The organism is Marinibium conchae, from assembly GCF_015595035.1.
In the GTDB taxonomy this organism is placed as follows: domain Bacteria; phylum Pseudomonadota; class Gammaproteobacteria; order Enterobacterales; family Alteromonadaceae; genus Glaciecola.
Window position 1 is genome coordinate 1,621,012 of sequence record NZ_JADNRN010000001.1, and the last position, 26,234, is coordinate 1,647,245.

19 protein-coding genes are annotated in these 26,234 nt (G+C 42.4%); 11 read left to right on the top strand and 8 right to left on the bottom strand.

From position 1 onward, the window contains the following. Nucleotides 1–91: 91 nt before the first annotated feature. Entirely contained in the window at nucleotides 92–1,795 is a 1,704-nt protein-coding gene (locus ISG33_RS06775) for a LysM peptidoglycan-binding domain-containing protein (protein ID WP_195732723.1), read from the top strand. On the opposite strand, the gene cysS is transcribed toward ISG33_RS06775, so the two are convergent. After that, the gene (cysS, locus tag ISG33_RS06780; RefSeq protein ID WP_195732724.1) at nucleotides 1,792–3,177 is read right to left on the bottom strand and encodes a cysteine--tRNA ligase; all 1,386 of its coding nucleotides are present in this window, start codon (nucleotides 3,175–3,177) and stop codon (nucleotides 1,792–1,794) included. The two genes, ISG33_RS06775 and cysS, sit on opposite strands and share 4 nt — an antisense overlap. A 171-nt stretch (nucleotides 3,178–3,348) precedes the next feature. Here cysS and ISG33_RS06785 point away from each other — a divergent pair, with 171 nt between their 5' ends. The 5 genes from ISG33_RS06785 (at nucleotide 3,349) to ISG33_RS06805 (ending at nucleotide 6,880) form a co-directional block, all read left to right on the top strand. Further along, complete coding sequence (locus ISG33_RS06785; RefSeq protein ID WP_195732725.1) at nucleotides 3,349–3,843, top strand: peptidylprolyl isomerase; 495 nt, start codon at nucleotides 3,349–3,351, stop codon at nucleotides 3,841–3,843. Between the two features lie 13 nt (nucleotides 3,844–3,856). Further along, a complete protein-coding gene (lpxH, locus tag ISG33_RS06790; protein WP_195732726.1) occupies nucleotides 3,857–4,582 on the top strand; it encodes a UDP-2,3-diacylglucosamine diphosphatase in 726 nt (241 codons plus the stop codon). 240 nt (nucleotides 4,583–4,822) lie between these two features. Next, on the top strand, nucleotides 4,823–5,713 hold the full coding sequence (locus ISG33_RS06795) for a hypothetical protein (protein ID WP_195732727.1): 891 nt from the start codon (nucleotides 4,823–4,825) through the stop codon (nucleotides 5,711–5,713). Between the two features lie 82 nt (nucleotides 5,714–5,795). Then, entirely contained in the window at nucleotides 5,796–6,284 is a 489-nt protein-coding gene (locus tag ISG33_RS06800; protein ID WP_195732728.1) for an FAD synthase family protein, read from the top strand. After that, nucleotides 6,281–6,880: an SDR family NAD(P)-dependent oxidoreductase gene (locus tag ISG33_RS06805; protein WP_195732729.1), complete on the top strand. Its 600-nt coding sequence runs from the start codon at nucleotides 6,281–6,283 to the stop codon at nucleotides 6,878–6,880. The genes ISG33_RS06800 and ISG33_RS06805 overlap by 4 nt, the downstream gene beginning before the upstream one ends. Nucleotides 6,881–7,041: 161 nt before the next feature. On the opposite strand, the gene miaE is transcribed toward ISG33_RS06805, so the two are convergent. Together miaE and ISG33_RS06815 are read right to left on the bottom strand one after the other, a co-directional pair. Next, nucleotides 7,042–7,881 (bottom strand): tRNA isopentenyl-2-thiomethyl-A-37 hydroxylase MiaE, encoded by an 840-nt coding sequence (miaE, locus tag ISG33_RS06810; protein ID WP_195732730.1) that lies wholly within the window; start codon nucleotides 7,879–7,881, stop codon nucleotides 7,042–7,044. A gap of 143 nt (nucleotides 7,882–8,024) precedes the next feature. After that, a complete protein-coding gene (locus ISG33_RS06815; protein ID WP_195732731.1) occupies nucleotides 8,025–9,875 on the bottom strand; it encodes a HEAT repeat domain-containing protein in 1,851 nt (616 codons plus the stop codon). 439 nt (nucleotides 9,876–10,314) lie between these two features. Here ISG33_RS06815 and ISG33_RS06820 point away from each other — a divergent pair, with 439 nt between their 5' ends. Continuing rightward, on the top strand, nucleotides 10,315–12,402 hold the full coding sequence (locus tag ISG33_RS06820; RefSeq protein ID WP_195732732.1) for a TonB-dependent receptor: 2,088 nt from the start codon (nucleotides 10,315–10,317) through the stop codon (nucleotides 12,400–12,402). 141 nt (nucleotides 12,403–12,543) lie between these two features. On the opposite strand, the gene ISG33_RS06825 is transcribed toward ISG33_RS06820, so the two are convergent. From ISG33_RS06825 to ISG33_RS06840, 4 genes are all read right to left on the bottom strand, one after another. After that, entirely contained in the window at nucleotides 12,544–15,621 is a 3,078-nt protein-coding gene (locus ISG33_RS06825) for an efflux RND transporter permease subunit (protein ID WP_195732733.1), read from the bottom strand. After that, nucleotides 15,614–18,952 (bottom strand): efflux RND transporter permease subunit, encoded by a 3,339-nt coding sequence (locus ISG33_RS06830; protein ID WP_195732734.1) that lies wholly within the window; start codon nucleotides 18,950–18,952, stop codon nucleotides 15,614–15,616. The genes ISG33_RS06825 and ISG33_RS06830 overlap by 8 nt, the downstream gene beginning before the upstream one ends. A gap of 14 nt (nucleotides 18,953–18,966) precedes the next feature. Continuing rightward, nucleotides 18,967–20,073 carry an efflux RND transporter periplasmic adaptor subunit gene (locus tag ISG33_RS06835; RefSeq protein WP_195732735.1) on the bottom strand — a complete coding sequence of 369 codons (1,107 nt, stop codon included), beginning with the start codon at nucleotides 20,071–20,073 and terminating at the stop codon, nucleotides 18,967–18,969. Nucleotides 20,074–20,548: 475 nt separating this feature from the next. Continuing rightward, a complete protein-coding gene (locus ISG33_RS06840) occupies nucleotides 20,549–21,106 on the bottom strand; it encodes a LemA family protein (RefSeq protein ID WP_195732736.1) in 558 nt (185 codons plus the stop codon). A 255-nt stretch (nucleotides 21,107–21,361) separates the two neighbouring features. Between ISG33_RS06840 and ISG33_RS06845 the strand changes: the two genes are divergently transcribed. From ISG33_RS06845 to ISG33_RS06855, 3 genes are read left to right on the top strand one after another with little or no spacing between them, the layout of a single operon-like run. Next, the gene (locus ISG33_RS06845; RefSeq protein ID WP_195732737.1) at nucleotides 21,362–22,300 is read left to right on the top strand and encodes a LicD family protein; all 939 of its coding nucleotides are present in this window, start codon (nucleotides 21,362–21,364) and stop codon (nucleotides 22,298–22,300) included. A gap of 4 nt (nucleotides 22,301–22,304) precedes the next feature. Then, entirely contained in the window at nucleotides 22,305–23,549 is a 1,245-nt protein-coding gene (locus tag ISG33_RS06850) for an HAD-IB family phosphatase (protein WP_195732738.1), read from the top strand. Beyond that, nucleotides 23,546–24,181 (top strand): methyltransferase domain-containing protein, encoded by a 636-nt coding sequence (locus ISG33_RS06855; RefSeq protein WP_195732739.1) that lies wholly within the window; start codon nucleotides 23,546–23,548, stop codon nucleotides 24,179–24,181. The genes ISG33_RS06850 and ISG33_RS06855 overlap by 4 nt, the downstream gene beginning before the upstream one ends. A 49-nt stretch (nucleotides 24,182–24,230) precedes the next feature. Here the strand turns inward: ISG33_RS06855 and ISG33_RS06860 are convergent, their stop codons facing one another. Beyond that, a complete protein-coding gene (locus ISG33_RS06860; protein ID WP_195732740.1) occupies nucleotides 24,231–25,211 on the bottom strand; it encodes a hypothetical protein in 981 nt (326 codons plus the stop codon). A 348-nt stretch (nucleotides 25,212–25,559) separates the two neighbouring features. Here ISG33_RS06860 and ISG33_RS06865 point away from each other — a divergent pair, with 348 nt between their 5' ends. Continuing rightward, entirely contained in the window at nucleotides 25,560–26,165 is a 606-nt protein-coding gene (locus ISG33_RS06865) for a Yip1 family protein (RefSeq protein WP_195732741.1), read from the top strand. Nucleotides 26,166–26,234: the final 69 nt, after the last annotated feature.

Sequence of the window (26,234 nt, forward strand, 5' to 3'; positions counted from 1 at the left end):
TATTATTGTGTGCAATGCTGCCGATAAAAGATAAAATAAAAACAAAGAAATGCTTCAACCTGAAAGCATTCATGCGCTAAATTAGGATTTCATGAAATATATTGCTGTAGCTCTGCTACCGTTTCTGATGACTGGGTGTGTACTAACACAAAATACACCGCTAAGCAGTTCAGAAACTCAACCTCAAGTTAACACCAACGAGCTTCGAAATGCTAGTGCTTCGAGCCTTAGTGCAGAAGAAAATACTAGCGAGATATGCTCGACTGAAAAAGACAGCGAATTCTCGGCTTGTGAAACAAAAAGTGATGGTGTACTAACGGTGATCCATCCTTCACATCCCATGGAACTCGAGCTTTTAAACAATCAGGAACCTGCTCAGGTTGAAATAGCTGACGTATGGGAACGAGTGAGACAAAACTTGGCTTTTGATGTACCCAATCAAAAACGCGTGAATAGTCAGCGCGATTGGTATTTAAAACACCCAGCTTACATGAAGCGTGTTTCGAAACGCGCCGAACCATTTTTACACTATATTGTTGAAGAGCTCGAGAAGGCCAATATGCCGGCTGAGCTTGCCCTTCTCCCCATTGTGGAGAGTGCTTTTGATCCATTTGCCTACTCGCATGGCAGAGCTGCCGGAATGTGGCAGTTTATTCCTAGCACTGGCAAGAACTATGGCATGAAGCAAACATGGTGGTACGATGGCCGTCGTGATGTTATTGCTTCCACCGACGGAGCCATTCGTTATTTGAAGCGCCTACACAAACTATTCGACGGCAATTGGATGCACGCTCTAGCCTCCTATAATAGTGGTGAAGGGCGCGTTATGAGAGCAATACGCGACAACAAAAGACGTGGAAAGCCTACCGACTTTTGGTCTCTCGACCTTCCCAGAGAAACACGAGCATACGTTCCAAAGTTGCTAGCACTCGCTGATATTTTAGCAAATAAAGAAAACTACAATTTCGATTGGCCAGCCATTAGCAACCAGCCGGTGATAGAGGTCGTTGATATTGGCTCACAAATTGACCTAGCCATGGCTGCGAAATTTGCAGGTCTATCGACCAAAGAACTACACGCATTAAACCCGGGTTTTAATCGCTGGGCAACTGATCCCGACGGTCCACATCGCTTGGTACTACCAAAGCGAGTTGCAGATACCTTCATTGCCTCACTAGAACAAACCGATAAAAAAGACAGACTCAATTGGGTGCGCCATAAGGTGAAATCAGGGGAAAGTTTAGGCTTAATAGCAAACAAATACCACACAACTATCGACGTTATTCAGAACATCAATGGTATGAGCTCTAATCTAATTATTGCTAACGACTACCTGTTGGTGCCAGTGGCTCTAAAAAGCATGGAAGAATATTCATTGTCTGCCGAGCAACGACTGGCTCGAACACAAGCACAAAAGCGTGGCGCCTATAAAGTAAACCACACTGTGAAAAGTGGCGATACCTTCTGGGATATATCACGGGCTTACAAAGTGACTGTGCGCGAACTCGCTAAATGGAATGGCATGGCTCCCAGAGACCCACTTATTCCCGGAAAGGAACTCGTTGTTTGGCAAAATAATGATATCAAGACAAACAAGAGTGCTTCGCTTTCTGGCCGCTCAGAAGTAACGCGCAAACTTACCTATACCGTGCGCAATGGCGATTCTCTCTCGCGCATCGCTAGCAAGTTCAAAGTGAAAGTAAGTGACATCACTAAATGGAATAGCTTGAGCAAAAAGCGCTACTTACAACCCGGCCAAAAGCTTAAGCTATTCGTTGATGTAACGAGAACTTAAGCTTTACGCCAGGTAGTACCCGACGCACTATCTTCAAGCACAACACCCATCGCATTTAAAGCATCGCGGGCTGCATCTGCCGCAGCCCAGTCTTTTTCTGCACGTGCAGTATTGCGCTTATCGATGAGCGCCTCTACTTCATCAGCAAAATCAGCGCTACCATCACTATCAGCAGTGCCCTGTAAATATTCCTCGGGCTTCATTTGTAAAATACCGAGTATCGCGCCTAATTTTTTCAGCACCCCAGCCAGATCCCTAGCCTCCTCACCTTCGGCTTTATTTAGATCTTTTGCTATGTCAAACAAGACAGAAAAGGCAATAGGCATATTGAAGTCATCATTCATAGCTGCTTCAAAGCGATGCAAATAACCAGCGTGACTCAGTTCCACATCGAGGTTTGGCTCAATACCACGCAAAGCGGTATATAACCTTTCTAAACCTGATCTTGCTTGAGCTATGCTATCTTGTGAATAGCTGAGTTGACTTCTATAGTGCGCAGACATCAAAAAGAAGCGTAAGGTTTCAGGATCGTGCGCTGTAAGCACATCTCGCAGGGTGAAAAAATTTCCCAGCGACTTCGACATCTTAACGTCATCAACCTGCACCATTCCGGCGTGCATCCATGTATTTACATAGGGTGTATCGAACGCACAGCACGACTGCGCGATTTCATTTTCATGGTGTGGAAACATAAGATCTGAACCGCCGCCGTGAATATCAAAATGCTTGCCCAAGTGTTTGTGGTTCATTGCGGAACACTCAATATGCCAACCCGGGCGACCATTTCCCCAAGGCGATTGCCAGCTCGGTTCATCTGGTTTTGCAGACTTCCATAACACAAAGTCCATTGGGTCGTTTTTATCGTTAGACATTTCAACACGAGCGCCAGCATTTAATTGCGACAGGTCTTGCTTACTCAACTTACCGTAGTTTTCAAAAGAGCTAACGTCGAACAAAATATCACCTGACGGCGCTTGATAAGCGTGTTTATTATCAACTAAGCGTTGAATTACACTGATAATTTCAGGCATGTGTTCAGTCACGCGTGGCTCAATATCGGGCTCAAGCAAATTAATCGACGCAAAATCTTCATGCATCATGGCAATTGTGCGTTTAGTGAGTTCATCTGGAGTTTCGTTATTTGCCAAGGCACGCTGTATAATTTTGTCGTCGACGTCTGTGATATTCCTAACATAATTGACGTCGTAGCCTATGTGGCGTAAATAACGAACCATAATATCGAAACTTAAATAGGTTCTAGCATGCCCCATGTGACAGAGGTCATACACTGTGATTCCACAAACATACAAACCTACCTTATTCGCTACGAGTGGCTTGAAGGTTTCTTTTTTGCGGGTCAGTGTGTTAAATATCTGAAGCATGTTTGCGCTGTACCTTTGTTGTACATTAGTTTTAGTGCGCGAATTTTAGCACTGCGCCAACAAATGTGAACATCTTTTCTCTGTAAACTAATAAAACAGTGTCAATTCGTTGGTCTTAATGCCGTTTTACGCTAACATTGCGGCACAATTTACACTAATAAGGAAAGATCGATGGTACTTCTAAAAACTAACCACGGTGACATTAAAATCAATTTATTCGAAGACGCTGCCCCTAAAACAGTTGCTAACTTTTTAAGCTATGTTGAGGAAGGTTATTACGATGGCACTATCTTCCATCGTGTAATTGGCAACTTTATGATCCAAGGTGGCGGTTTTGAGCCTGGCCTCGAACAAAAGGCGACTAAAGACAGCATTGAAAACGAAGCCGATAATGGCAAAAGCAATAAAGTGGGCACCTTAGCGATGGCTCGCACGAATGATCCCCATTCTGCAACTTCACAGTTTTTCATTAACGTAAAAGATAACGATTTCCTAGACTTTAGCGCCCCAAATGCGCAGGGTTACGGCTACTGTGTATTCGCAGAAGTAGTAGAAGGTATGGACGTTGTAGAGAAAATCAAAAGCGTGCAAACTGGTAACATGGGCATGCATCAAGATGTTCCGTTAGAAGATGTTGTGATTGAGTCTGCTGTTGTAACAGACTGAGTATAAACACACTATGTCGGTCACCTATTTCATTTCGGATCTGCATTTAAGTGCTGATCGCTCAGACATTAGTCAATGTCTATATCAGTTTTTGCAAACTGATGCGCTGAAAGCCGACGCCCTGTATATTTTGGGTGATTTGTTTGAAGTATGGATAGGTGACGACGATATTACTGACTTTTCAGAAAGCATTGCTAATGCATTAAAGTCACTTAGTAGGTCAGTACCGATTTACTTTATCCATGGGAACCGTGATTTTGCAATTCGACATGCCTTTGCAAAAAAAGCAGGAATGACGATACTTCCCGAACAATACACTATCGATTTATATGGCACACGTGCTTTGCTCATGCATGGTGATGAACTGTGTACGAGAGATGTTGCTTATCAAAAGTTTCGTCGGAAGTCGCGAAGTTGGTGGTGGCCACGACTGATGCTTATGCTTCCGCTTAAAACTCGACAGAGAATTGCACAAAAAGGCCGCGAGACAAGTAAAAATAATCAGAAGCATTTGAGCGCCGACATCATGGACGTTACTCAAAGTGAAGTGGAAAATGTCATGCTAAAACATGACGTAAAGTTACTCATCCATGGGCATACTCATCGCCCCAACGTGCATTTTTTCAACCTAAATAATATCGCAATGCAACGAATTGTTTTAGGTGATTGGTATGACCAAGGCAGTGTTTTGGTCGCGACACCAGAAAAGCTATCGTTGGAAGTGATGAGCTTCGCCTGAGCTACTTGCTCTATAATAACGCTAAGCCGCATAAAATGAAAAGTTGCCCGTTTAAAAAGGCGGAGTTTACGCGTCTTCATCAACAGTTAAATAATCTCATTAAAGTAGCGAAAGAGTTTGAAATAAGTCCTTGCGCAGATTAGACTTTAACAAATAATTAATAAGCAGTAATTAAAACTGCATAAGAAGTGTGTTCAAGGCTGTAACACTTCATTACCCGCAATCGAAAAGGACGTCTTTATGTTCAAACGTAGTATCAAATATATCGTACTAGTTGTCATCAACATCATCGTGCTTTCGTATCTTTTTTTAAACGACAAACCCACTGATACAGACTCTTTCGATACCGACTATGTTCTTGGCTTACTCGACGCCAACAACAAGCTAGAACAAAACATTGCAGATTTAAGCGAGGAAAACGCATACTTGGAAAGCGCTGCGGAAGATACACAGCGCCAAATAATGGCTACACGTGGGGTTATCGACAAAAACAATGCATCTTTAGCACAATGTCGGAGCGAACAGGCAGAAGCTTTAGCATTGGCAGAACAACAAGCGAAACAAAGAGCGCGTTTGAACCCCTCAACTGTATATGATGCTGAAGAATGCAGCGATAACGCTGTACAGGCTAGTTTTTTAGCCAAACAACTGAACTCACAAAAAGAAAGAATGGCGGCGATTATTGCGCAGAAGGACAATTATGCAAATCAGGCCAAAGCATTACGCGCACAAATTGACAGTAGCGGCAACGAATCAGCAAAATATGAGCTAGAGAGAGCTCGCTATAAAGCAACAATAAAACAACTGGAAGAAGACCTAAGCTCCGATATTTACCTTAAACAAGTGTACACAACACCTACCTACTGCCAGCCGCCTCGCTATGAGACTCTAGTATGTGTAGAGCGCCTATTAGTTCGTCCAAGATTCAGTAGAAAACCTTTCACTGATATTCAAGTAAGTCTTATAAATCCGAACGGAAAAACCGTCGGTAAGTACAGCTTCGATTCTACCAAGGCTAAGTTGGTGAACTTCCCCTTCCCTCGCAATAGTGAGGAGCCTGCTGGGGAATACACCATTAGTTTTAAAGTTGATGGGCTTAACCTTAGTGAAAAAGTTATCCTAAAACACTGATAATGAGCGAAAAAGATAAGACTCTGTGCTTATCTAGTAAAGCGGATAATACTTGGCAAATTAGATAATTCTAGGAGCTATAATGAGAACGGTAGTATATGTTTCGGGTACTTTTGACCTTTTCCATCGCAATCATTTGAAGATGATAGAGTACGGCGCTGGGCTTGGGGATACTCTCATTGTTGGTGTTAGTACCGACGAATTAGTTAGTTCTTACAAAAAGCCGCCGAGTGTGCCTTTTGAAGAACGTATTGCGATTATAGAGGCGCTCAAATATCCCGACGTTGTGATTCCTCAGCGTTCACTGGAGCACACCGACCGCGTTAGCGATTTGAATATCGATATTTTCGTAGTTGGTGACGATTGGCGTGGTAAATATGACTATTTGCGCGACCTCGGCGTACAAGTATTTTATTTCCCTTACGGTGCTGGCGTAAGCAGCTCAAACCTAAAGACCAAAATATACAACCAATATAAAAAGCTTGTAGAAGAGGCCGATAAGCACCCTAATCCAGAAGTAAAAGAAGTGGGATCACACAACCCAGATATCAATCCTTCGAAAACAAAATGAAAAAAATACTGATTACCGGTGGCGCTGGCGACTGGGCCAAAAGCTTTACTCAGCATCACGGCGCCGACTACGATATCGTGACTTGTGGTAGAAACGAGCTTGATGTGAGCTCTATCGAGAGCGTTCAAGCTTTCTTCGCAAACAGAAAATTTGATATCGTCATTAACAACGCCGGGAGTATACATCCGAAGCGCGTTGTTGAAGCCGATGCACAGAAGTGGATAAACGATATTAATGTGAACTTAATAGGCACATTTTTGGTTAGCAAGGCGGCACTAGAAAAGAACGAACGCACGACGATTATCAACATTTCTTCTACCGCTGGTTTCAACGCTTACAACAATTGGTCGTCGTACTGCAGCGCCAAAGCCGGCGTAATTACTTTTTCCAAGTGCCTAGCCAATGACAATTATGAGAGCTATTGCGTTTGTCCTGGTGCCATTGATACTAAATTTCGAGATGGCTTGAACCTATCTAATGCTAACGCCATGACTTCCGAGCACCTTTCTAGTTATATTGTCGATATTTTGGATGGTAAATATCACAGTGGTGATGTGCTATTTATTCGTAAAGACGAGTTCGTGCTAAACCCTTAAAAGCCAAGCTTTCATTGTTAAGTCTATTGTATTTATTTTAGAGTGTTAAGTTTAGCGTATAGATTATAGTGCGTTGCGCTTAGCGTGCTAAGCTCATCATGTAAACGAAGACAATTTGCAGCAAAGCGCTGTTTTCAAAAACCTTGGTTAGAGCCTTTAATTCAGGCCCGCAGCCTTTGTTTTCCCTGATCTATCGTCACGGCAGTATTTACTGGTACGCCACTATTTACTGGTACGCAACTATTTATTGGTACGCCACTATGGAATCTAAAATTATCATCCTCTGAAGCAATCAGTTCGTTCTCTACTTCACGAAAGTACTGAACCCGTTCCTCTATATCCTTGCCAGCAATCGATTCTGCTAGCTCAAGGTAGTCTTCAAAATGGCGCGCTTCTGAACGTAGCAAAGAGACGTAAAAATCCCCTAGTTTTTGGTCGACGAAGGGCGCAATTTTGGCAAAACGCTCACAAGACCGGGCTTCTATAAACGCTCCACAAATGAGTTTATCAATTAATGCATCGGGTTCGTGGGTTTTGACGTGCTTGAGCATACCCTTGGCATAGCGGCTAGAACTGATGTTATCGTATGGAATACTATAGTGCTCCATCATTTCCAATACTTGATAAAAGTGATGAAGCTCTTCTTTAATAAGCAAGACCATTTTATCCACCAGCTCTTGACCGTATTTAGCGTTATCACTCACCAACATCGTTTTTGACAGTTTGTTAGCTTTTGCTAGCGCCTTCCAATCGCCCGTCATGCGATAAGTAAAGTCTTCATATGGTTTAAGCCATTCTAGCAACACTTTGCCCGACTCTTTATCTACTGCATAGCGGCGTATTAAAAACATCGCACTCTGCGCTGCCTTTAACTCACAAACTAAATGGTCGAGCAAAACAATAGAGAGATTTTCAGGCTTTATTGCTTCGGCAATCCACTCTTCTGGTGTCTCGCACTTCAGGAAGTTTTTAATTGGTTCTAGTAATTTTTCCAATTTCATATCTCTATATAAGCAATTGTTTTTAAACAACTACTGAACGTGTAACACTCTATTTTGACAGTATTCTACCATAACTAAGCCTAATTTTTTTAACTGGAATGAATAATTGCGAGCAAAAATATCCCCGTCATTCACGATCCTTCTCATTTACAACTAGCCATACTCAAGCCGATATCTGGGTTAAATATGACCGCACCCGATACTGTATTGATTAATACTGAATCATTACTTATTTTCCATGAAGTTCTTGGTGCTCCTGGCAATCGATAAAAAGGCTCTATGTAGTAACCAGTATCGGTAAGTTCAAGCCTATAAATTAAGCCGTTATTCGATGACAAATGAGCCAACCCAGTTATCACGTAAGCATATTCGTCGATAACATAGACGTCTTCGATATTTTCATTTAGCAGTGTTTTAGTTGCTTTTCCGTCTTCAAAAACAATAAGCTCACCGCCCCATTCACCTCGATTGTCGCCAGTTAACCACTTTTCGCCAAATTTAACGGCAAGTGAAGGAATCACAAAACTTTTAGGAGAGGTGCAGTAGTCTTTGTAATAGTCACCATATTCGTCGCTGGAGCACATTGGATTTTTATATTGGAAAGACTCTAACTTTTTCTCGCGGCCTCCGTATTGCTTTGCTTCAACAGTCTCAGAAACCATTGCGTAATCAGTCTTATCGCAAGTGTGGTTTTCTTCTCTCAATTGCTGATAGTCCAGAAAGTCAAAAGCAAAATTATTAGGGTGATATTTAGATTTGTGATCTTTGTTCGCTTTAATTGAAGCTACTACTTTTTGGGCGTACTCTCTTAGCGGTTTGTACCAGTGAGTATTGGCTACTTTCTCAATATGAGGAACTGTGGAATTTTCCGCCAATAAGTGAAGAGCTTTAATCGCTGCATAAGCCTGCTGCCAATCCACTTCATTGGATACAAGTTTTAATAATTCTGGAACGGCCTGATTATAACCGATATAACCCAATGTAACTGCTGAGTGAATCCTATCTTCCCATGATTCAGAGTTTAGGTATGCCATTACATCGCCGCCAACGCTATTAGCTGCTTGCCCCATCTCAGACAAATCCCTAAAAACCATTAAATTCGAATTAAAAGTAGAATATTCATCTTTTTCGCGGCTTAGTCGCTTAACCAACAATCCCGCTCCTAACGGGCTTTTCATGTTTTGAAGTGATATAAGGACTGAAGCAGAAAATTCATTATTCTCATCAGCATATTGGTATATTTTCTTGGCAATTTGTGGGTTTTCAGTTATGTAACCAATGACTGACATTGCAGTTGTTCTTGCTTTAAGGTCAACCTTTTCGTTTGATGCAACTTGGAAAAGCCGCCTAGCTGATACATCGTCGGTTACTTTTGTCCTCTTTTGATAATTACGGAATACTTCATTAAAGCCCCAAAAATCCTTTTCACCACAGGATTCAAAGCAGCGGAGACCTTCTATTAAGTATGGAATACCTTCCACCCCTAATCTACTAAATGCAGTACCGATTTGGTTGGACGCTGATTGAACTCGTTTCAATTCAGATACTAAATACTTACCAGCTTTATCTCCACCAACATAGCCAAGCGCTCCGTATGACCAACCTCCATCTCCATCAAGTTCTATATTGTTTTGGATAACTTTATGAATGATTACAAAGTCATCCTCATTTAAGTCCCTGATTTTAGCAATCAAACTATCTGCAACTGCACGACGATTAGGGTCATCTTCACCAGTGAGTTTAGCAAGCTGTAATAACGCATCTCTGCCAAAAGACTTAAGTTTGTCTCTTACGGCGTAATCAACCTTTCCTGGTCCCCAAGCTTTCCCTTCAACTTCTGGGATAAGCGCAATACATTCATTTGCCGACTTACATTCAGTAGCAATCGCAATATTGCTAAACACTGCGATACTTAAAAACCCTACACTTAAACGCCGATTCCATTTCACTTTAGTATTCCTTACACGGCTGTTTTTATTCTTTTGTTTTACCAAAGAATATCATTTGTTTCAGTGCATCCTCAATTTGTTTCGGGACATCAGTCATTAATGCAGGGGTCTTTTGATAACTCAGAGGCGCTTTACCCTTTAAAGCCGTCACCATCCCGAGGGATGAACAACTCTCTTGCAGTCTTGTCCTAAGAAAGATCTCCATCCCTTTTGATTTCTATTATCGGCTCATGTCTTGGAATCATCATTACCTTTTCAGACTACAAGCAAATACCATCCAACTGCTTCCACTTTCTTAACTGACAAAACAGCCAGGCTCTCCGGTCTGCGTATGTGTATATTCAGATTGACAAGCAAATACAAACGACTCAAAAATATAAATGAGAATTGTTATCATTAATATTGACCTTGTCATTTCTTGGCAGTAAACTCTGTGCCATTAAAAATTCATACCATAAATATTTTTCAAAAAACGGAGACAACATTGAAGTTTATTAAGAGCTCTCTCGCTATTGCCATCGCAGTTTCAAGTGCTACAGCAAATGCAAACATTGCAACTACCACAGCCGAAAGTGTCGAACGTATCACCGTTCGTGGTGCTTTTTTCGGTCAAGATTCAGCTGATTCGTTAAAGACCCCTACAGCACTGGTCAATGTACCTTCTTCTCTTACAATTATTGACGCCGCGCAAATTGAGCAGCAAGCCTTCACAAGCATTGCCGATATATTGCAATACACTCCCGGTGCATCGTCTGGCCAAGGTGAAGATCACCGTGACCAAATGACGCTACGTGGCCAAAACACCACAGCAGATTTTTTCATCGACGGTTTACGCGATGACGTTCAGTACTTCCGCCCTCTTTACAACCTTGAGCGTGTTGAAATATTGCGCGGCTCAAACGCCCTACTATTTGGAAGAGGCGGCGGTGGCGGAGTTGTGAACCGCGTGTCTAAAACGGCAGACACTAGCGAAAGCTTCACAACGATTAATGCTGCACTTGATACCTTTGCAGCTTACAACGCTGCAATTGACATGAATAAGGCAATTGACGATAACCAAGCGGTCAGAATCAACGCGGTTTACGAATCAATGGAGAATCATAGAGATAATAAGGAAGGCGATCGCTTTGCGGTAAACCCGACTTACTCTCTGTTCATAAACGATGACACTAAGCTTACGCTTTCCTATGAATACGTTAATGACGAACGCGTTATTGACCGTGGTGTTCCATCAGACGGCAGTGGCCCTCTGCGCGGACAGGATGAAACCTTATTTGGTGATCCAGACTTCAACTTAACCACATTCGAAGGCCACATTGCGCGTTCGGTAGTTGAGCATAACCTATCTGAGAATTGGTCGATAAACGGTACTTTGCAATATGCTGATTACGATAAGCTTTATCAAAATTATTATCCGGCAGGCTATGATGCTGATACAAACTTAGTAACTATTGATAACTACATTGATCCAACTCAGCGCCAAAACCTAATTTTTCAAGTGAATGCTGTTGGTCAAATTGAAACTGGCGACATTGAACATACTATTTTAATGGGTGCCGAATATGGCGACCAAGATACCGCTAACAAACGTGATGAGTTGCGATTTAATGGCAGCGACAAGTTCACTGTTGAGCTAAATGGGCCTTTCATCATACCTACGCTAGAAGAACAGCGTAATACTCGCGACCGAGCGTCGAACGTTAAATTCACCTCGGTTTTCTTACAAGACGAAGCGCAAATTAATGATTGGTTGATTCTTGTCGCTGGCTTACGTTACGACAGCTTTGATATCGACGTTGTTGACAATGTCGCTCTTAGGAATGATAGCCAAGGTAACTTTGCTCGCAAGGACACAGAAGTGTCACCACGCTTTGGTGCTATCGTAAAACCAAATGATGATATGTCATTCTATGTGAGCTACAGTAAGTCTTTCTTGCCACGCTCTGGCGACCAATTCCTTACTTTAAATTTAAACAGTGAAGCACTTGCTCCTGAAGAATTTGAAAATCGCGAAATAGGAATGAAATGGAACCCAACGGATACACTTGCATTTACGGCCGCAATATTTGAAATTGAACGTGAAAACGGCAGTGTTGTTGACCCTACAAACCCAGAGCGTTCACTTCTTACCGGCACAACGACTGACGGTTTTGAGTTACAGTTAGTGGGTAATATCACTGATGAATGGGAAATCAATGCGGGATATAGTTACCTAGACGGCGAAGAAATGGGGCGTGTCGTAGACGGTGTTGAGAGCAACAGAACATTATCTCAAGTACCAGAAAACATGTTCACCTTGTGGAATAACTATGCCTTTTCTGACAAGCTATCTGTTGGTCTAGGGTATATCTATCAGTCTGAGCAATTTACGTCTTTATCTAATGCAGTTGAACTACCTAGCTTCAGTCGAGTTGATGTAGCGGCCTATTATCAACTGAATAGTAAAACGAGTATTCAATTGAATATCGAAAACTTGCTGGATGAGGACTACTTCTCTGCCGCTCATAACGACAACAACATCACTGTTGCTGAACCCGTGAACGCGAGAGTAAGCCTAAGCTATACATTCTAAGAGCAGTTCTGCCACTCAGGCTCGCGCCAGACAGTAGCAGAAAATGTAGAAGAAAACCGACATTGAGCCCATTTACGGGGCGCTCTGTCGGTTTTTTGCATTTAGGCACAGCCCTTTTATCAAGAGTAAATTGCAGCGCCCTCAGGCTTTGAGGAAAGGCAAACCTTTACCTACTCTTCGCTTTACTCTGTTGATCATATCGACTGTGTTGCGACGCATTTTCAACAATAGCAAATACGATATTGGCACTAAGAATAAACTGGTCATGGTGCTGAACAACAAACCACCAATGATAGCGATCGCCATCGGTGCATATGGAGGCCCATCGCCGCCAATACTCACGTCGCCAATTGCTAGAGGCAATAAACCCAATACTGTCGTTAGTACAGTCATGAGTATCGGTCGCACACGCGTTAAGCACCCTTCAATGATCGCAGACGGCACTGACATACCTTGATTGGCTAACTGATTGATGCGATCCACCAGCACGATGCCATTATTAACGACTATTCCCATTAGTATCAGCATGCCTATCATACCCATCACCGTCATAGAGTTACCAGTAACTAGGAAAGCCCAAAATACACCGGTGAAGGAGAATATTAATGAGGTAAGCACCGCAGTTGGGAGTAACAAGGATTCAAACAACGCTGCCATGACGATATAAATCATAATGAGGGCAAGCAACATATTGGTTAACATGATCGACTCATCCTCATCTTGGCGCTGGAAACTGCCTTCGAGCGACCATGAATAACCAGCTGGCAATTCGATATTTTGCATGATTGATTCGATTTTTTTGCGAGCCTCATCTACCGTTATGTCATCCTCAAGGTTGCCACCGATGCTCAACGAAGTCTGTCTGCTGCTGCGTTGTATTTGAGACAAACGCGGTTTTATCTGCATATCGGCAACCATATCCAGTGTTACATTTTGCTCATCGCTACGAACTAGCACCAGATTTTTCAATTTCTCGATGGATGTTTGCAAAGACTCGTCATACATCAAACGAATATCAATTTCGCCTTGAGTATCATTTCGGAAAGTACGTAAATTCGAGCCTCTCAGTGCTGTGCTGACGATAGTCGCTACATCGCTGCTTCCCAAACCAAAGCGAAAGGCCTTTTCTCTATCTACTTTTAGTTGTAACTCAAGATCACGGCTATCCACATCTGTCTTCACGTCAGTTAAACCATCAACACTATTGAGTACAGGCACAATATTATTAGCGATGCGCAGTAAGTTTTCAGAAGAGCGTCCGAACAACGTCAGTCTCACGCCGCCACCCGATCCTGAGTCCCATTGGAACGAAGGCTTGGCTCTGGCAAATGAAGGCATTTTTTCTTTTATGTTCTCTTTTAGTGCTTTTACCGAGATAGGTAATTCATCTTTTAGCGTAATCCCAGACACTGCAAAACCTGACCGAAAGTAGGTGTACACCTGCTTAATATGGAATTCGTCTTGGTTAGCGTATAAGAAGTCTTCCATTTTGGTCACGGCCAACTCTACTTCCTCAAGGCTATAGTTTCCTTCAATATCGTAATTTAGCCATATACGCTCTTGATTCTGGTTATTGTCTTCATCACTGCTCGTTAAGTTCATCGGAATCGCTGTGCTCAGGAGAATGATAATAGCGATAAAAACGGTTTTTCTTTGGTTTGCTAAGGTCCATCGCAATACACTTTCGTACTTCATCTTAAATATCGATGGCGTATCATTTTTCGGCTTTGGCTTTATTTTCAGCTTGGTGGTAAGCAAAGGAATTAAGGTTTGTGCTAGTAACAACGAAGCAAAGAGTGAAATACAAATCGCAATAGCCACATGCTCTAGGAACACGGTCAACTCTGCTTTTACACCAACGATATTGGGTAGAAAAACAATCGCAGTGGTGGCAGTACCTGCGATTACCGCCATGCTGACTAGAGAAACACCACGCTTGGTTGCAGCTTCGACATCGTCTGATTTTTCTCGCTCTTGGAAAATACTTTCGGTAACCACGACCGCATTATCAACCAACATTCCCACGGCTAACATTAAGCCCATCAGACTCAGAATATTCAGCGTGTAGCCCATAAAATACATGCAAGCTAAGGTTATACATATTGCAAAAGGAACCGACAACACAACGACTAAGGTCGTTGCGATGTTACGCAGAAATAAATAAAGCACAATTAGCGACAAACCGGCCCCTAATAAGCCGGAATTAATCAGATCTTGCAGAGAGGACGTCACGCTATCAGCTTCATCTTGCATAATGAATAGATTGATACCATTAAAGGCCGAGCTTTCTTTGGTCTCGTCGATAGCGGCCATTACTGCCTCAGAAACTTCAACCAAGTTAGCGCCTGACTCTCTAAATATGTTTAAACCTATAGCATGTGTTTTATCAAGGTGGCGACCCTCTTCAGCGTCGGGCGTTTCAAAATTAATGTCGGCAATGTCACTTAAGCGCACATTCTTTGACACAATCAAATCGGCAATTTCTTGTTTGCTTTGGTATTCACCGACCGGATTCACCGTAATTTTTTGGCCGATATCAAAAAACTGCCCCGCCGTCATTGAGAAATTTGCTTGGCGAAGTGTATTTGTTAATTGTCCTAAATCAATGTGCAAGGCAGCTACTCTGTCGGGGTTTAAGCGAATAGAGATTTGCTTTTTCTGTACACCATAAAGCTCAACTCTCGATACACCCTTAATACGCTCAATAGGCATTTTTAAGTTACGCTCTAGTAAATCGAAAGAGTTTGAAATATCGCGATCACTTGATAAACGCAGCTGAAAAACCGGCATGTCAGCAAGGTTGAATTTATATACCATCACCCTTTCAACGTCGTCTGGAAGAAGGTGTCGAATGGCATCAATCTTTTCCCGAGCTTCGATGCTTTTCGCCTTAATGTTCTCGTCCCAATCAAAGCGGATATTTATTTGTGCGCTATTCTCGTTCGAGTATGAGCGCAAGCGTTTTATACCCGACATCGTTGCCAGAGCCTCTTCCACCGGCCGCGTGATCATCTTCTCAATTTCTGTAGGAGTCGCATCCTGATAAGGAATTTGGATGAACAATTCAGGAAAGTCGATACCTGGGAACTTCTCTAAGGGCAGCAGGCGACTGGCGCCCAATCCGAGAAGCAGCAAAGATAAAAACAACATGGTGATAGTAACAGGTCGGCGAATAGCAAATGAAGCTAGAGCGGCACCGGTGTGTGATAACTTATCCATGACTAGCCTCCGCATCAGCACTGATTGCTTGGGTAGCGTTTTCCTGTGGAGCCTCTTTCTTTTGTTTGTATTTTTTACGGTCAAACAAGCTGTACAGAATGGGGATCAAGAAAAGCGTTAACAGAGAGGCAAATAGCAAACCGAATATCACTGTGACGGCCATTGGAGTGCGAATTTCAGCGCCATCACCAAGGCCGATTGCCATTGGTAATAAACCTAACACCGTGGTTAAGGTTGTCATGAGTATCGGGCGCAAGCGGCTATGTGCTGCGTCGATAATTGCCTGAGTTTTGTCAACGCCACTTTGGCGAAGCTGATTAATACGATCAATTAATACAATCGCATTATTCACTACAATACCTGCCAGCATAATTAGACCAATAAACACCACTACGCTGATATTCGTACCCGTTAAAAATAAGCCATAAATAGAGCCCGCACAGGCCATAGGAACCGTAAACAATATCAAGAAAGGATGTAAAAACGATTCAAACTGCGACGCCATCACGATATATACCATGAAAACAGCAAGCGCTAATGCCATATAAAGTGAATTAAAACTCGCTTCCATCTCTTCGCTTTGACCTGCAACCTTAGCGTTCAAACTCAGAGGGATGCGCATGTTGTTTATGATGCCTTGCGCTTCACTGGCAGCGGTGCCCAAATCTCCGTAAGCGAGATTCGCGGTAATCAAAACAACTCGTTGCTGATCAACCCGTGAAATTTCACTTGGCCCAACCGACATCTCAACGCTAGCAACAGTCGCAAGCGTCACCGCTGGCGATGCACCGGGGTTAACAATTAACTGGCTTATATCGTCAACCGAGTCACGCTGCGATCCTTGATTCCTCACCAGTATGTCAACTTTGCGGTCATCAATACTAAATTTACTCGCTATTTCACCGCCAACTTTTGCTGCAATCAGCTGAGATACACTTGGTGCGGTTAAGCCCAGCTGCGCCAGTTTGGCATGATCAAAGTTTATTTTGAGTTCTGGAGAGCCTATCTGCAAAGAGCTTTTTATATCAGCAAAACGCTTATCATTACCCAAAGCCTCGGCAATGCGATCGCCATACTCCTTCAATAACACTAAGTCATAACCAGCAACTTCAATTTCCAAGGGCGTAGAAAAGCTAAACAACTCTGGCGTACCAAATTTACTCTGCACACCGGCTTTTTTGGATAAATGTGCTCTCATTGCTTCACGCACTGTATTTTCTTGCTCAGTACTAGCACCTTCTTCCATAACAACGTTTAACTTGCCCCAGTAATCTCCACCTTGGGCAGGCGATGCATTCATCAAACTCCCTGTTCCGGCTAGTGAATAAGTGCGTAGTACGCCGTCTTGTGCTTCTGTAAACTTGGCTAAGTCTGACAATATCGCGTCGGTAGTTTCCAACCTACTTCCCGTTGGTAAGCTCACTTCTACGTCAAATTCGCCTTGCGATAGAGGCGGAATTAGCTCCAAACCGATGCGAGGTAGTAGTAACAAAGAAAGCAAAGATACACCGAGTATTCCAGCCATAACCAGTAACCTTGCTTTTAAGGCCGCGTGTAAACTAGCAAAATAACTCACTGATAACACCCCGTATACCTTGTCAAAAACCCACAGCACAGGTTTAAACAAATATGACAAGGCAGTTGAAATCAGTCTGTAAAGTGTAACGATTACCGTAACGAGTAAGGCCGGCACATAGTGAAATATAAGACTGAAAATAAAACGGAAAGGAAAGCCGAAAAAATGAAATACTTTTCCTATTTTTGAAGTAGGTATTTTCTTTTCGCTTCGAGCGCCAAGATCCAATTTATCCAAACCAGCCTCGCGTTCGCCATCTCGTTCTCTTGCTGCTAGCATAGGAATGAGGGTCAGCGCGACAACTAGCGATACAGCAAGCGCAAAAGTAACGGTAAGTGCTTGGTCGCTGAATAATTGCCCTGCGATCCCTTCCACAAATACCAATGGGAAGAATACCGCCATGGTCGTTAAGGTAGAAGCAACAATAGCCATGGACACTTCCGATGTGCCTTTTGCAGCTGCTTGCTTGCTATTTTTGTTCGATTTTTTATGGCGATCGATGTTCTCCAAGACCACAATGCTGTTATCTACTAACAGACCGATTGCCAGAGCAATACCGCCTAAGCTCATAATATTCAGACTAATATCGTAACTGTTCATAAGATTGAAGGTAGCGATGATAGAGACAGGAATCGAGATGGAGATAATCAAAGTTGGCCAGATATTCTTTAAGAAGAAGTACAAAATAAACATAGCTAACACGCCACCGATAATGGCAGCGGACTTCACTTCATCGATGGCACTAGCGATAAATTTGGATTGGTCATATACCTGTTGAATTTCATAGTCATTGGGCATGTTTTGTTGCAGTCGTTCAAGGCGCTTGGAAACGGCGTTGGCAACATCAACAGTATTTGCATCGCCTTCCTTATAAATCGCAATTTCTACTCCTTCAAAACCATTAAAACGAGTAATAGAACTGCGCTCTTTATAGGAATCGACCACTTCCGCTACATCGGCTAGTTTGATATTGCGGCCCTCGCGCGTTGCGATAAATATATTGCGCATGTCATCTAGGGTTTCAAATTGATTAATCGTTCTGACGAGATATTCCTGCGAACCATCTTCCACTCGTCCGCCAGAAGCATTCACATTTTCATCTTTCAAACGCTGTATAATTTCATTCAAGGAAATATTTAATTGACTCGTACGCTCTTGATTAATCAATACTTGAACTTCATTTTCTAAACCGCCGCCCACGCGAACTGAGGCAACTCCCTCTACAGATTCAATACGACGCTTTATCTCTTCTTCAGCGTATGTTCGTACGCGTTTGGTCGTATTAACACTCATGACATCACTGTCTACGCTATCAGTATTAGCTCTGGCACCAAGGCCATAGCGCATTATTGGATCCATGCTTGGATTAAAACGAAGTAGCAGCGGGCGCTTAACGTCGAGCGGAAGCCACAGTACATCAAGTTTTTCGCGTACCTCAAGGCTAGCCATATCCATTTCGGTGCCCCACTCAAACTCAAGCACAACATCTGACTGCCCGGCTTTAGATGCAGAAATAACTTTGCGAACACCTTTCACTACCCCGACAGCCTCTTCGATCGGTTTACTGACTAATTGCTCTACTTCTCCAGGCGCTGCGCCAACATAGTCAGTGCGGATTGTTAGGGTTGGATAGGAAAGTTCTGGCAACAGGTTGATCGATAAGCGAGACAAAGATACGAAACCAAAGAGCAATACAGCCAAGGTAAACATCCACACGGTTACCGGCCGATTTACAGCCACGTTGATAATTTTCATGATGAATGTCCCTTCTAGCCGTTTACAATTTCGACAGTGGCTGCGTCTTTAAGATTTTGATGACCAGTAACAACGACCTGCTCATTTCCTTGAAGCCCCTCAATTACCTCAACTAGCCTACCTTCTTGATACCCTATTTTAATGGCAGTTTTGCGAGCAAGACCGTCGTCGCCTACTACGAAGACATTAATTTTGTCATCCATAGTTAACATTGCTTTGCGGGGAATAAGTGTCGTATTTTCTCGTGTATCGTAATTTAGTTTTACTTGAGTAAACATACCTGCTTTTAACAAGTTATCCTCATTTGGTACCCGCAGGGTCACCTTAAAGGTACCCGTTTTTGAATCGATTACCGGGCTAATCCTCTCAACAAAAGCTGCAATCGCTTTGTTGTCGAGCGCTGTTACTTGCAGCGCTGCTTTCTGATCTTTATGTACCTTACTCAACTCTTTCTCTGGAAGGTAAACAATGCCATATAGCTCTTTTTGCTGCACGATATGAAACATGCGTTCACGTTGAAAGGACTCTGTCAAATTACCAACTTTGGCGTTTCGTTCTGCTATATAACCACTTATCGGAGCAACAATCGTCGCTTCTTTTAAATCAAGTTTAGCGAGCGCATAGTTTGCTTTCGCAGCCTCATACTGAGCGGTAATTTTATCGTAGGTGTCATCGCTCACGAGTTTTTTATCATACACCTTATTGATTTTAGCAAGCTCTTTTTCAATGCCTTCCATGTCTGCGGCTGCTCTGCGCAAGGTAAGTTCATAACGAGTGGGTTCAAGCTTGGCAAGCACCTGCCCTTTCTCAACATAATCGCCCTCTTCCACCATTATCTGCTCAATAATTCCTGAAGCACGACCAACAACGAAGGCTTCCTCTTTCGCTTCAAGTACTGCGGTAGTTTGATAATTTGAAGAAATACTACCTATTTCTACTTGACCCACTTCCACTGGAATCGGTAACACCTTCTCTTCCTGCTGAACAACTTCTTCACCTTCCCTCGTCGCCTCAGCCTGGCTACAAGCAGTGGTTGCAAATGTGAGTGCAATGACTGAACTACACAAGAGCAGTTTGAATTTGTTCGATGTATTTTGCGCGTGTTCATGAGTGAAAGTCATGGTTTTTCCCTTATTGAGCGTTGATGCTGAAATTTACGTTATATTGCTAATTATGTATGCATCGCAATTGTAAAAATGAGTGTACATATTCGAATGCGAAGCAATAAGGTTTTCTATTAGTCGCTAAAAAATCGCTTTTGGTTGCATTTTATTGCAAATATTGAGTTTCCAAAGCGAAAATTTGAAGCACTTAATCAAACTAGCGAGCTATTCATCCTTTTCTATAGACTACTCTGCATCGACCATGCCAATGGTGAAAAATCATATTTTTCAATGATTTAAAAACATACAACTCAAAATAGTACGACTTTGACTAAAGATGGTTGGTGGAATTTGCCAATAAATGGTGATTTGACCACATCGAGATGAGTGGTCAGACGAGCAACATCACACTTTGTAACACTTATGAAAGGATCACTTGAACACAGAAGGCCAGTTTATGAGGGAATTGGCCCAAGACCAAACAATCACAAGACTAAAAGTTGGGCTTGTAGTCGTAGTCCTCAACCGTCCCTGATTGATGAAAGTTCTCAAGGGCTTGCTTCTTCGCGAAGAGTGAATTAACAATATTATAAGGTACCATCTCAATCGAATTGTTAAAGTGCTCAACGCTTCTGTTGAATATGGTGATGGCTGCAGCGACATTTTCGTTTTTGTCGCTGAGCTCTTCCATAAGTGTTTTTATTAAATCAACACCACCAAGTTCAGGATAGTTCTCTGCGGTCGCTCTGAAGCTAGTAAATAGAGCTTTTGACTCTGACTCCACTTTAGCTAAGGCTTTTACATCAATTTCGTCACCGTCTAACACAGCTATAGACTCTCGTAAGGCAGTGACCTTCTCAATAAAATCAGCTTCAAATTCCTTGAAATTATTTGCAACGTCGGTTAATTGAGGAATGAGGTCCTGCTTGAGTTTCTCATAAGTGATGACATCAGACCAAGCGCGCTTTGCTCGGTTTAAGTTTCCAATAATGGTGTTATATAAAACAATAATTGCAACGATAAGACTGATAATAATAATGCCAGTGATCATAGAAAACCCTAGGTTTGTGTTGAAGTGTGCGATGCCGCTACGAATAACTATATCAGTGCGCTTCCCTCTCGCCTAGACAATTAGGGGAAATTATTCAATTGCTGCCCTGCATGTATATCTGGAAATCGACAATTAATTTACACATAGGTAATTGAATATCTGAGGTAATTTTGATTTTTAATTGCTTTTTACTCAAGTTGCTATTTAACTTACCGTTAAAAGACCATGAGTTTGTGTAAACCGAGACTAAATATAATGAAAAAAGCCCTCATGTTCGGCACTGGTGATTCTGCTACACGTTTAATGAAAAACATGCCAAATGAGCGTGTGTATGTTGCTGCTGTTGATAACGACACAGACAGGCATGGTCAAGTATTCCGAAGCCTACCGATAATTGGGCCAGAACAAATGGGTGATTTTGACTATGACGAAATTGTAATAGGCAGTTATTGGGAAGGCACAATCAAGAAGCAGCTTATGGAAGACTTCAACATTCCTGAGAGCAAGATCGTTACGCCTCACAAAAAATATGTAAAGAGTGACGAAGAAAACCAAACGCCTTTCCGGCATGCCCCTACTTTAGAACTTGCAAAAAATACGGTCAAAACACTTTGCGGCAAAGCTTTCGAACAAAAACTGCCACTACACATTGATTACGGCACCTTACTTGGTATTTTGCGTGGCGGTGCGCTAATTGAGTGGGATGACGACGTAGATCTAGCTGCAGATGTTGCTTATGCACCAGAAATTCAAGCGTTTTTACTCAATACCGTAGGGCTGATTGACGAAAGAGTTAACTGGCAGATACGTCGAGATGTTGACCAGCACGGCCAAATAATTCTGTTATACCTTACCTTCCAAGCTAAACCGGGCTTTTCATTCAAACCATTTAGTGTGTCGATCGCGTTAAAAGGCTTCGAGGGAGACAAAGCAGTTAAGCTAAAGGGTTGCGGAACTTGGTATACACCCGCGCATCATCTGCAAAGCGTCGACAGCATAGAGTGGGAGAAGGTTCAGATGTACATACCCCACGACGCCGAGGGCTATCTGACTTTCACTTACGGTGACTGGCAAACGCCAAAACAAGAAATATCAATAGGCATGGGGAATAACTGGCAACCCGTTTCCATTGAGAAAATTAAAAATTCACAATTCACCGTAGAGACTATTTACGATAAGTTTGAGACGCAATAATAATATGAAAAAACGACTCTTTATTTTTGACCTCGACGGCACTGTTACAAAGGAAGAAACCCTGCCTTTGATTGCGAAAGCATTCAATGTTGAAGGCGAAATTAACGCCCTGACTGATCAAACGATTGCGGGCAACATTCCTTTCGTTGAGAGTTTTATACAGCGCGTATCCATTCTTGGTAAATTTGACGTCAGTGACGTGAATGCCCTACTCAGTAAAGTGCCTCTATTTGAGGGTGTGGCTGATTTCATCAACACATATAGCGATCAATGTGTTATTGCGACAGGAAACTGCAGTGAATGGGTCAGCGGGCTCGCCTCTCGACTCGACTGTGAGTGTTTTTCGTCAAGCGCGAATGTTGAAGACAATAAAATTACGAAATTGAAGTCGATTCTGAAAAAAGAAGATATTGTTAAGCGTTATCAAGCCCAAGGCTACTACGTCGTGTTTGTAGGAGATGGCAACAACGATATGGAAGCGATGCGCGAGGCTGATGTCGCAATTGCTTGTGGCTTAACTCATTATCCTGCCAACAGCATAATGGCAGTTGCCGATTACGCGGTGTTCAACGAACACACTCTGTTGCGTTTGCTGAACCAAATAAACCACCCCAGTGAAGGCAACTCCGTGGTGTTGAGCTGCGCTGGCATAGGCTCAAGACTAGGCTTGGCAAAAACCAAAGCCCTGATAGAAATTGAAGGAAAAAAGCTCATTCATTTTCAACTAGAAATTTTTGAGAATGTCGAAGACTTACGGGTTGTTGTTGGCTATCAAGCACGAAGCGTTATTCAAGCTGTTCTTGAGAAAAGAGACGATGTTTTATTCGTGTATAACCATGACTATTTCCAAACCAAAACAGGCACTAGTTTTTATCTAGGCGCAAGACACGCCAACGAGTACTGCATTGCTTGGGATGGTGACCTAATTGTTCACCCGGAAGATGTTGCTGCTTGTTTGGATTTCCAAGGTGAGTATATAGGATGTAGCGACATTGTCTCTGAAGACACAGTATTTATTAAGACCGATGAGCTTGGTAACGTCTTGTCGTTCTCGCGAGAACAGGGCGACTATGAATGGTCTGGCCCAGCTAAAATAAAACGTGACAATATTAAATACATGTCAACGAACGTCTTCAATCAAATCGAAGGCTTGCTTCCCCTCCCCTTTTTGAAAATTCGTGCGCAAGACGTTGATACTTATGCAGACTATAAAAACGCAATCGCCTTTATGAAGAGTTGGCCACAATGAAAAACGAAGATGTAATTGAATACTACGACACCATGGCCGCAAACATAAAGGTGGCAACGGAAACTCGCAACAAAGCAAAAGACTTTTCGAAGTTCGATATCGCATTTATGAAAGAGCGCGCAGGAAGCAATAAGAAGCTATTAGACTTAGGCTCAGGAACAGGCTTATTGGTTAACGAACTGATTGATGACTTTGAGCACATAACCGCAGTAGAGCGCTATGCAAATTTTTCGAAGTTCATTACAAAGTCTCCCAAAGTAACTGTTATCAATGCGGATGTACTTGAATTTGAGACTGAGCCACATAGTGCCGACATTGTGTCACTATTTGGCGTGATGAACTATTTCAATAAAGAGGAAGCCACCCGAGTCTATAAAAAAGCACAAGCCTTTATAAAACCGACGGGTATGTTAGTGATTAAGAATCAATTGGGCGTGGATGAAGATGTAACCGTGGCTGGTTTCTCTGAGGAAATTGGTCGAAATTACTATTCAAACTATCGTCATATTGATAGCGAAGTGCAACTATTAGCATCATTAGGCTTCAAGAACATTGAAGTATGTGACATCTATCCAGCAGAATACAATCGTTGGGAAAACACTCACTTTTACGCTATTACGGCGAATGTCTGATCCTTTCAAGCTTGCTTGAATTGCCTGCGATACTTGCCCAGGCAAGGCGCTATTTTTCTTCGTTAATAAAGCGAATCAGTTCCTTTGTTCGCTCAAGCAATAAAATCTGGGCTGGAGATCTAAGCATGTCGAGGTATTCGCTCGTATTTTTCAGTGAGGGCGTTGGCATCTGCGTTGGAAAAACTTCCTTAGGCAATTCAATACAAGCAACGGATTGACTCGTTAAATCAAGCGCCTTTACAAATGAGAAGTCGTCTTCAAACTTAAGCACTACTTTAGGTTCAAAAAACTTGGCGGCTAAGACTTCAGAACTGCAACGCACTTTAAACAGTTTATTGAATCGATGACTACTTGAGTCCCATTTTTGATTAAAGCCATTAGCACTATTACGAGTATTCAAACTCAGGTAGTTAAAATTGTCGAACTGGACAATCATGCCATACTTATAATGTGTTGTACGTGTCTTTTGCGTTCTACTGTTACCATTGCTATCGGTAGTATGAGAACGCCTTACCTTGACATATTTGAACTCAAACAGCGTAAAGGGAGTGTTATCGACACCACCTAAATAACGCTTCGTGATGCATTGCCCTTCATCCCCACAATCAAACATTGAAAACAAACTACGCAACTGCTGCCAATATGCTTTGCCATTAAAATCATAGTCTCGCTCAATACCTGCTTGAATAGCAGCAGCCCGTATGTATAGGTCATCGCCTGTTGTTTTAACATCTTTATATCTGAGATAAATAACAACAAGAGAGCCTATGGCTAAAACCGCACCACCTGCCTTTACCCATAAACGCTCTGAAGGGTTGAAGTCCATCTGTCCCCACCACGCCAGCATAAACATTACGCAACCAAGAATAGAACCAACATAGGACCAAGTGTGATTGAAGCTGTAGTCAGACTGAGATCGAAACGCCGAAATAACATCAGCGGCTTTGTGAATATCAGCTTCGCTTTTTGCTAGAACAGCTCTTGCTCGCAATTCTGCAAGCTGCAATTTCATATTTTTATTCTTAGACATGTGTTCCTAACTAATAAATAAGGCCGCCAAGTTTCCATAATGCAACGACCACTGCTGACTAAATTTACACGACTACTGTCATAGTTTTGGTGAATTAAACAAAAAAGCATAATCACGGAATTTAATTTGACCAAGTCATGGTCATAAACCAAACTCTTGTTAAAGTTATGTTAATAAACTATATTGACTGTAACTTTTCCTTAACACGCGACATCTTGCGCTTATCTTCATGAGTAGCATAACAAAGATCGCAAGAAAAGTAGCACTTGGGTAGCGCTAATATACGGTGGAACTGCGCAACCGAGGTCTAATTAACTAACTAACAACCTTGTTGTAGCAGGAGTGAAAATGATTTTAAATCATTTATGGGGCATTTATACACACCCAAAAGAAGAATGGCAGGCAATAGACAAAGGGCATGAATCCTATTTCTATGCATTAAGTCATATAGTACTCATCGCACTTATCCCAGCAGGAATGGCATATTATGCATCCGCTCATTTAGGCTGGGACATCGGCGCAGGCGCAACCGCCGACACCATAAAACTGACACAATCAAGTGCAATGCAGATGGCCGTCGCGATGTACTTCGGCCTAGTGATTGGGGTAGTCGCTTTAGCCATCATTATTAATGAACTAGCAAAATCATTCGACGCCAAGCCCACTTACACTGAATCTCTCGAGTTAGCGGCTTATACAGCGACCCCTTTGTTTATGACGGGCTTCAGTGCTTTTTATCCAGAGCTGTGGTTTATTATGACTATCGGCTTAGTTGGCTTATCGTACTCTGTTTATCTTTTATATTCTGGCGTGCCTATTATGTTGCATATTCCAGAAGACAAAGGTTTTATTTACAGTAGCTCAGTGGTGACTTGTGGCTTGGTTCTGCTAGTTATATTGATGGCCTCATCGGTAATATTATGGAGCATTGGAATAGGCCCACAATATATGTAAAGACTTATAGTTGAATCAAAAAAGCGCAAATCAAGATTTGCGCTTTTTTTTGCTATGATTGTCCCGTCC

What these genes read in the sequence shown, in the direction of transcription:
- ISG33_RS06830 (WP_195732734.1), bottom strand. Translation starts at nt 18,952, where the DNA reads ATGAAAATTATCAACGTGGCTGTAAATCGGCCGGTAACCGTGTGGATG.
- ISG33_RS06845 (WP_195732737.1), top strand. Translation starts at nt 21,362, where the DNA reads ATGAAAAAAGCCCTCATGTTCGGCACTGGTGATTCTGCTACACGTTTA.
- lpxH (WP_195732726.1), top strand. Translation starts at nt 3,857, where the DNA reads ATGTCGGTCACCTATTTCATTTCGGATCTGCATTTAAGTGCTGATCGC.
- ISG33_RS06795 (WP_195732727.1), top strand. Translation starts at nt 4,823, where the DNA reads ATGTTCAAACGTAGTATCAAATATATCGTACTAGTTGTCATCAACATC.
- ISG33_RS06785 (WP_195732725.1), top strand. Translation starts at nt 3,349, where the DNA reads ATGGTACTTCTAAAAACTAACCACGGTGACATTAAAATCAATTTATTC.
- ISG33_RS06850 (WP_195732738.1), top strand. Translation starts at nt 22,305, where the DNA reads ATGAAAAAACGACTCTTTATTTTTGACCTCGACGGCACTGTTACAAAG.
- miaE (WP_195732730.1), bottom strand. Translation starts at nt 7,881, where the DNA reads ATGAAATTGGAAAAATTACTAGAACCAATTAAAAACTTCCTGAAGTGC.
- ISG33_RS06860 (WP_195732740.1), bottom strand. Translation starts at nt 25,211, where the DNA reads ATGTCTAAGAATAAAAATATGAAATTGCAGCTTGCAGAATTGCGAGCA.
- ISG33_RS06825 (WP_195732733.1), bottom strand. Translation starts at nt 15,621, where the DNA reads ATGGATAAGTTATCACACACCGGTGCCGCTCTAGCTTCATTTGCTATT.
- ISG33_RS06865 (WP_195732741.1), top strand. Translation starts at nt 25,560, where the DNA reads ATGATTTTAAATCATTTATGGGGCATTTATACACACCCAAAAGAAGAA.
- ISG33_RS06835 (WP_195732735.1), bottom strand. Translation starts at nt 20,073, where the DNA reads ATGACTTTCACTCATGAACACGCGCAAAATACATCGAACAAATTCAAA.
- cysS (WP_195732724.1), bottom strand. Translation starts at nt 3,177, where the DNA reads ATGCTTCAGATATTTAACACACTGACCCGCAAAAAAGAAACCTTCAAG.
- ISG33_RS06805 (WP_195732729.1), top strand. Translation starts at nt 6,281, where the DNA reads ATGAAAAAAATACTGATTACCGGTGGCGCTGGCGACTGGGCCAAAAGC.
- ISG33_RS06855 (WP_195732739.1), top strand. Translation starts at nt 23,546, where the DNA reads ATGAAAAACGAAGATGTAATTGAATACTACGACACCATGGCCGCAAAC.
- ISG33_RS06800 (WP_195732728.1), top strand. Translation starts at nt 5,796, where the DNA reads ATGAGAACGGTAGTATATGTTTCGGGTACTTTTGACCTTTTCCATCGC.
- ISG33_RS06775 (WP_195732723.1), top strand. Translation starts at nt 92, where the DNA reads ATGAAATATATTGCTGTAGCTCTGCTACCGTTTCTGATGACTGGGTGT.
- ISG33_RS06840 (WP_195732736.1), bottom strand. Translation starts at nt 21,106, where the DNA reads ATGATCACTGGCATTATTATTATCAGTCTTATCGTTGCAATTATTGTT.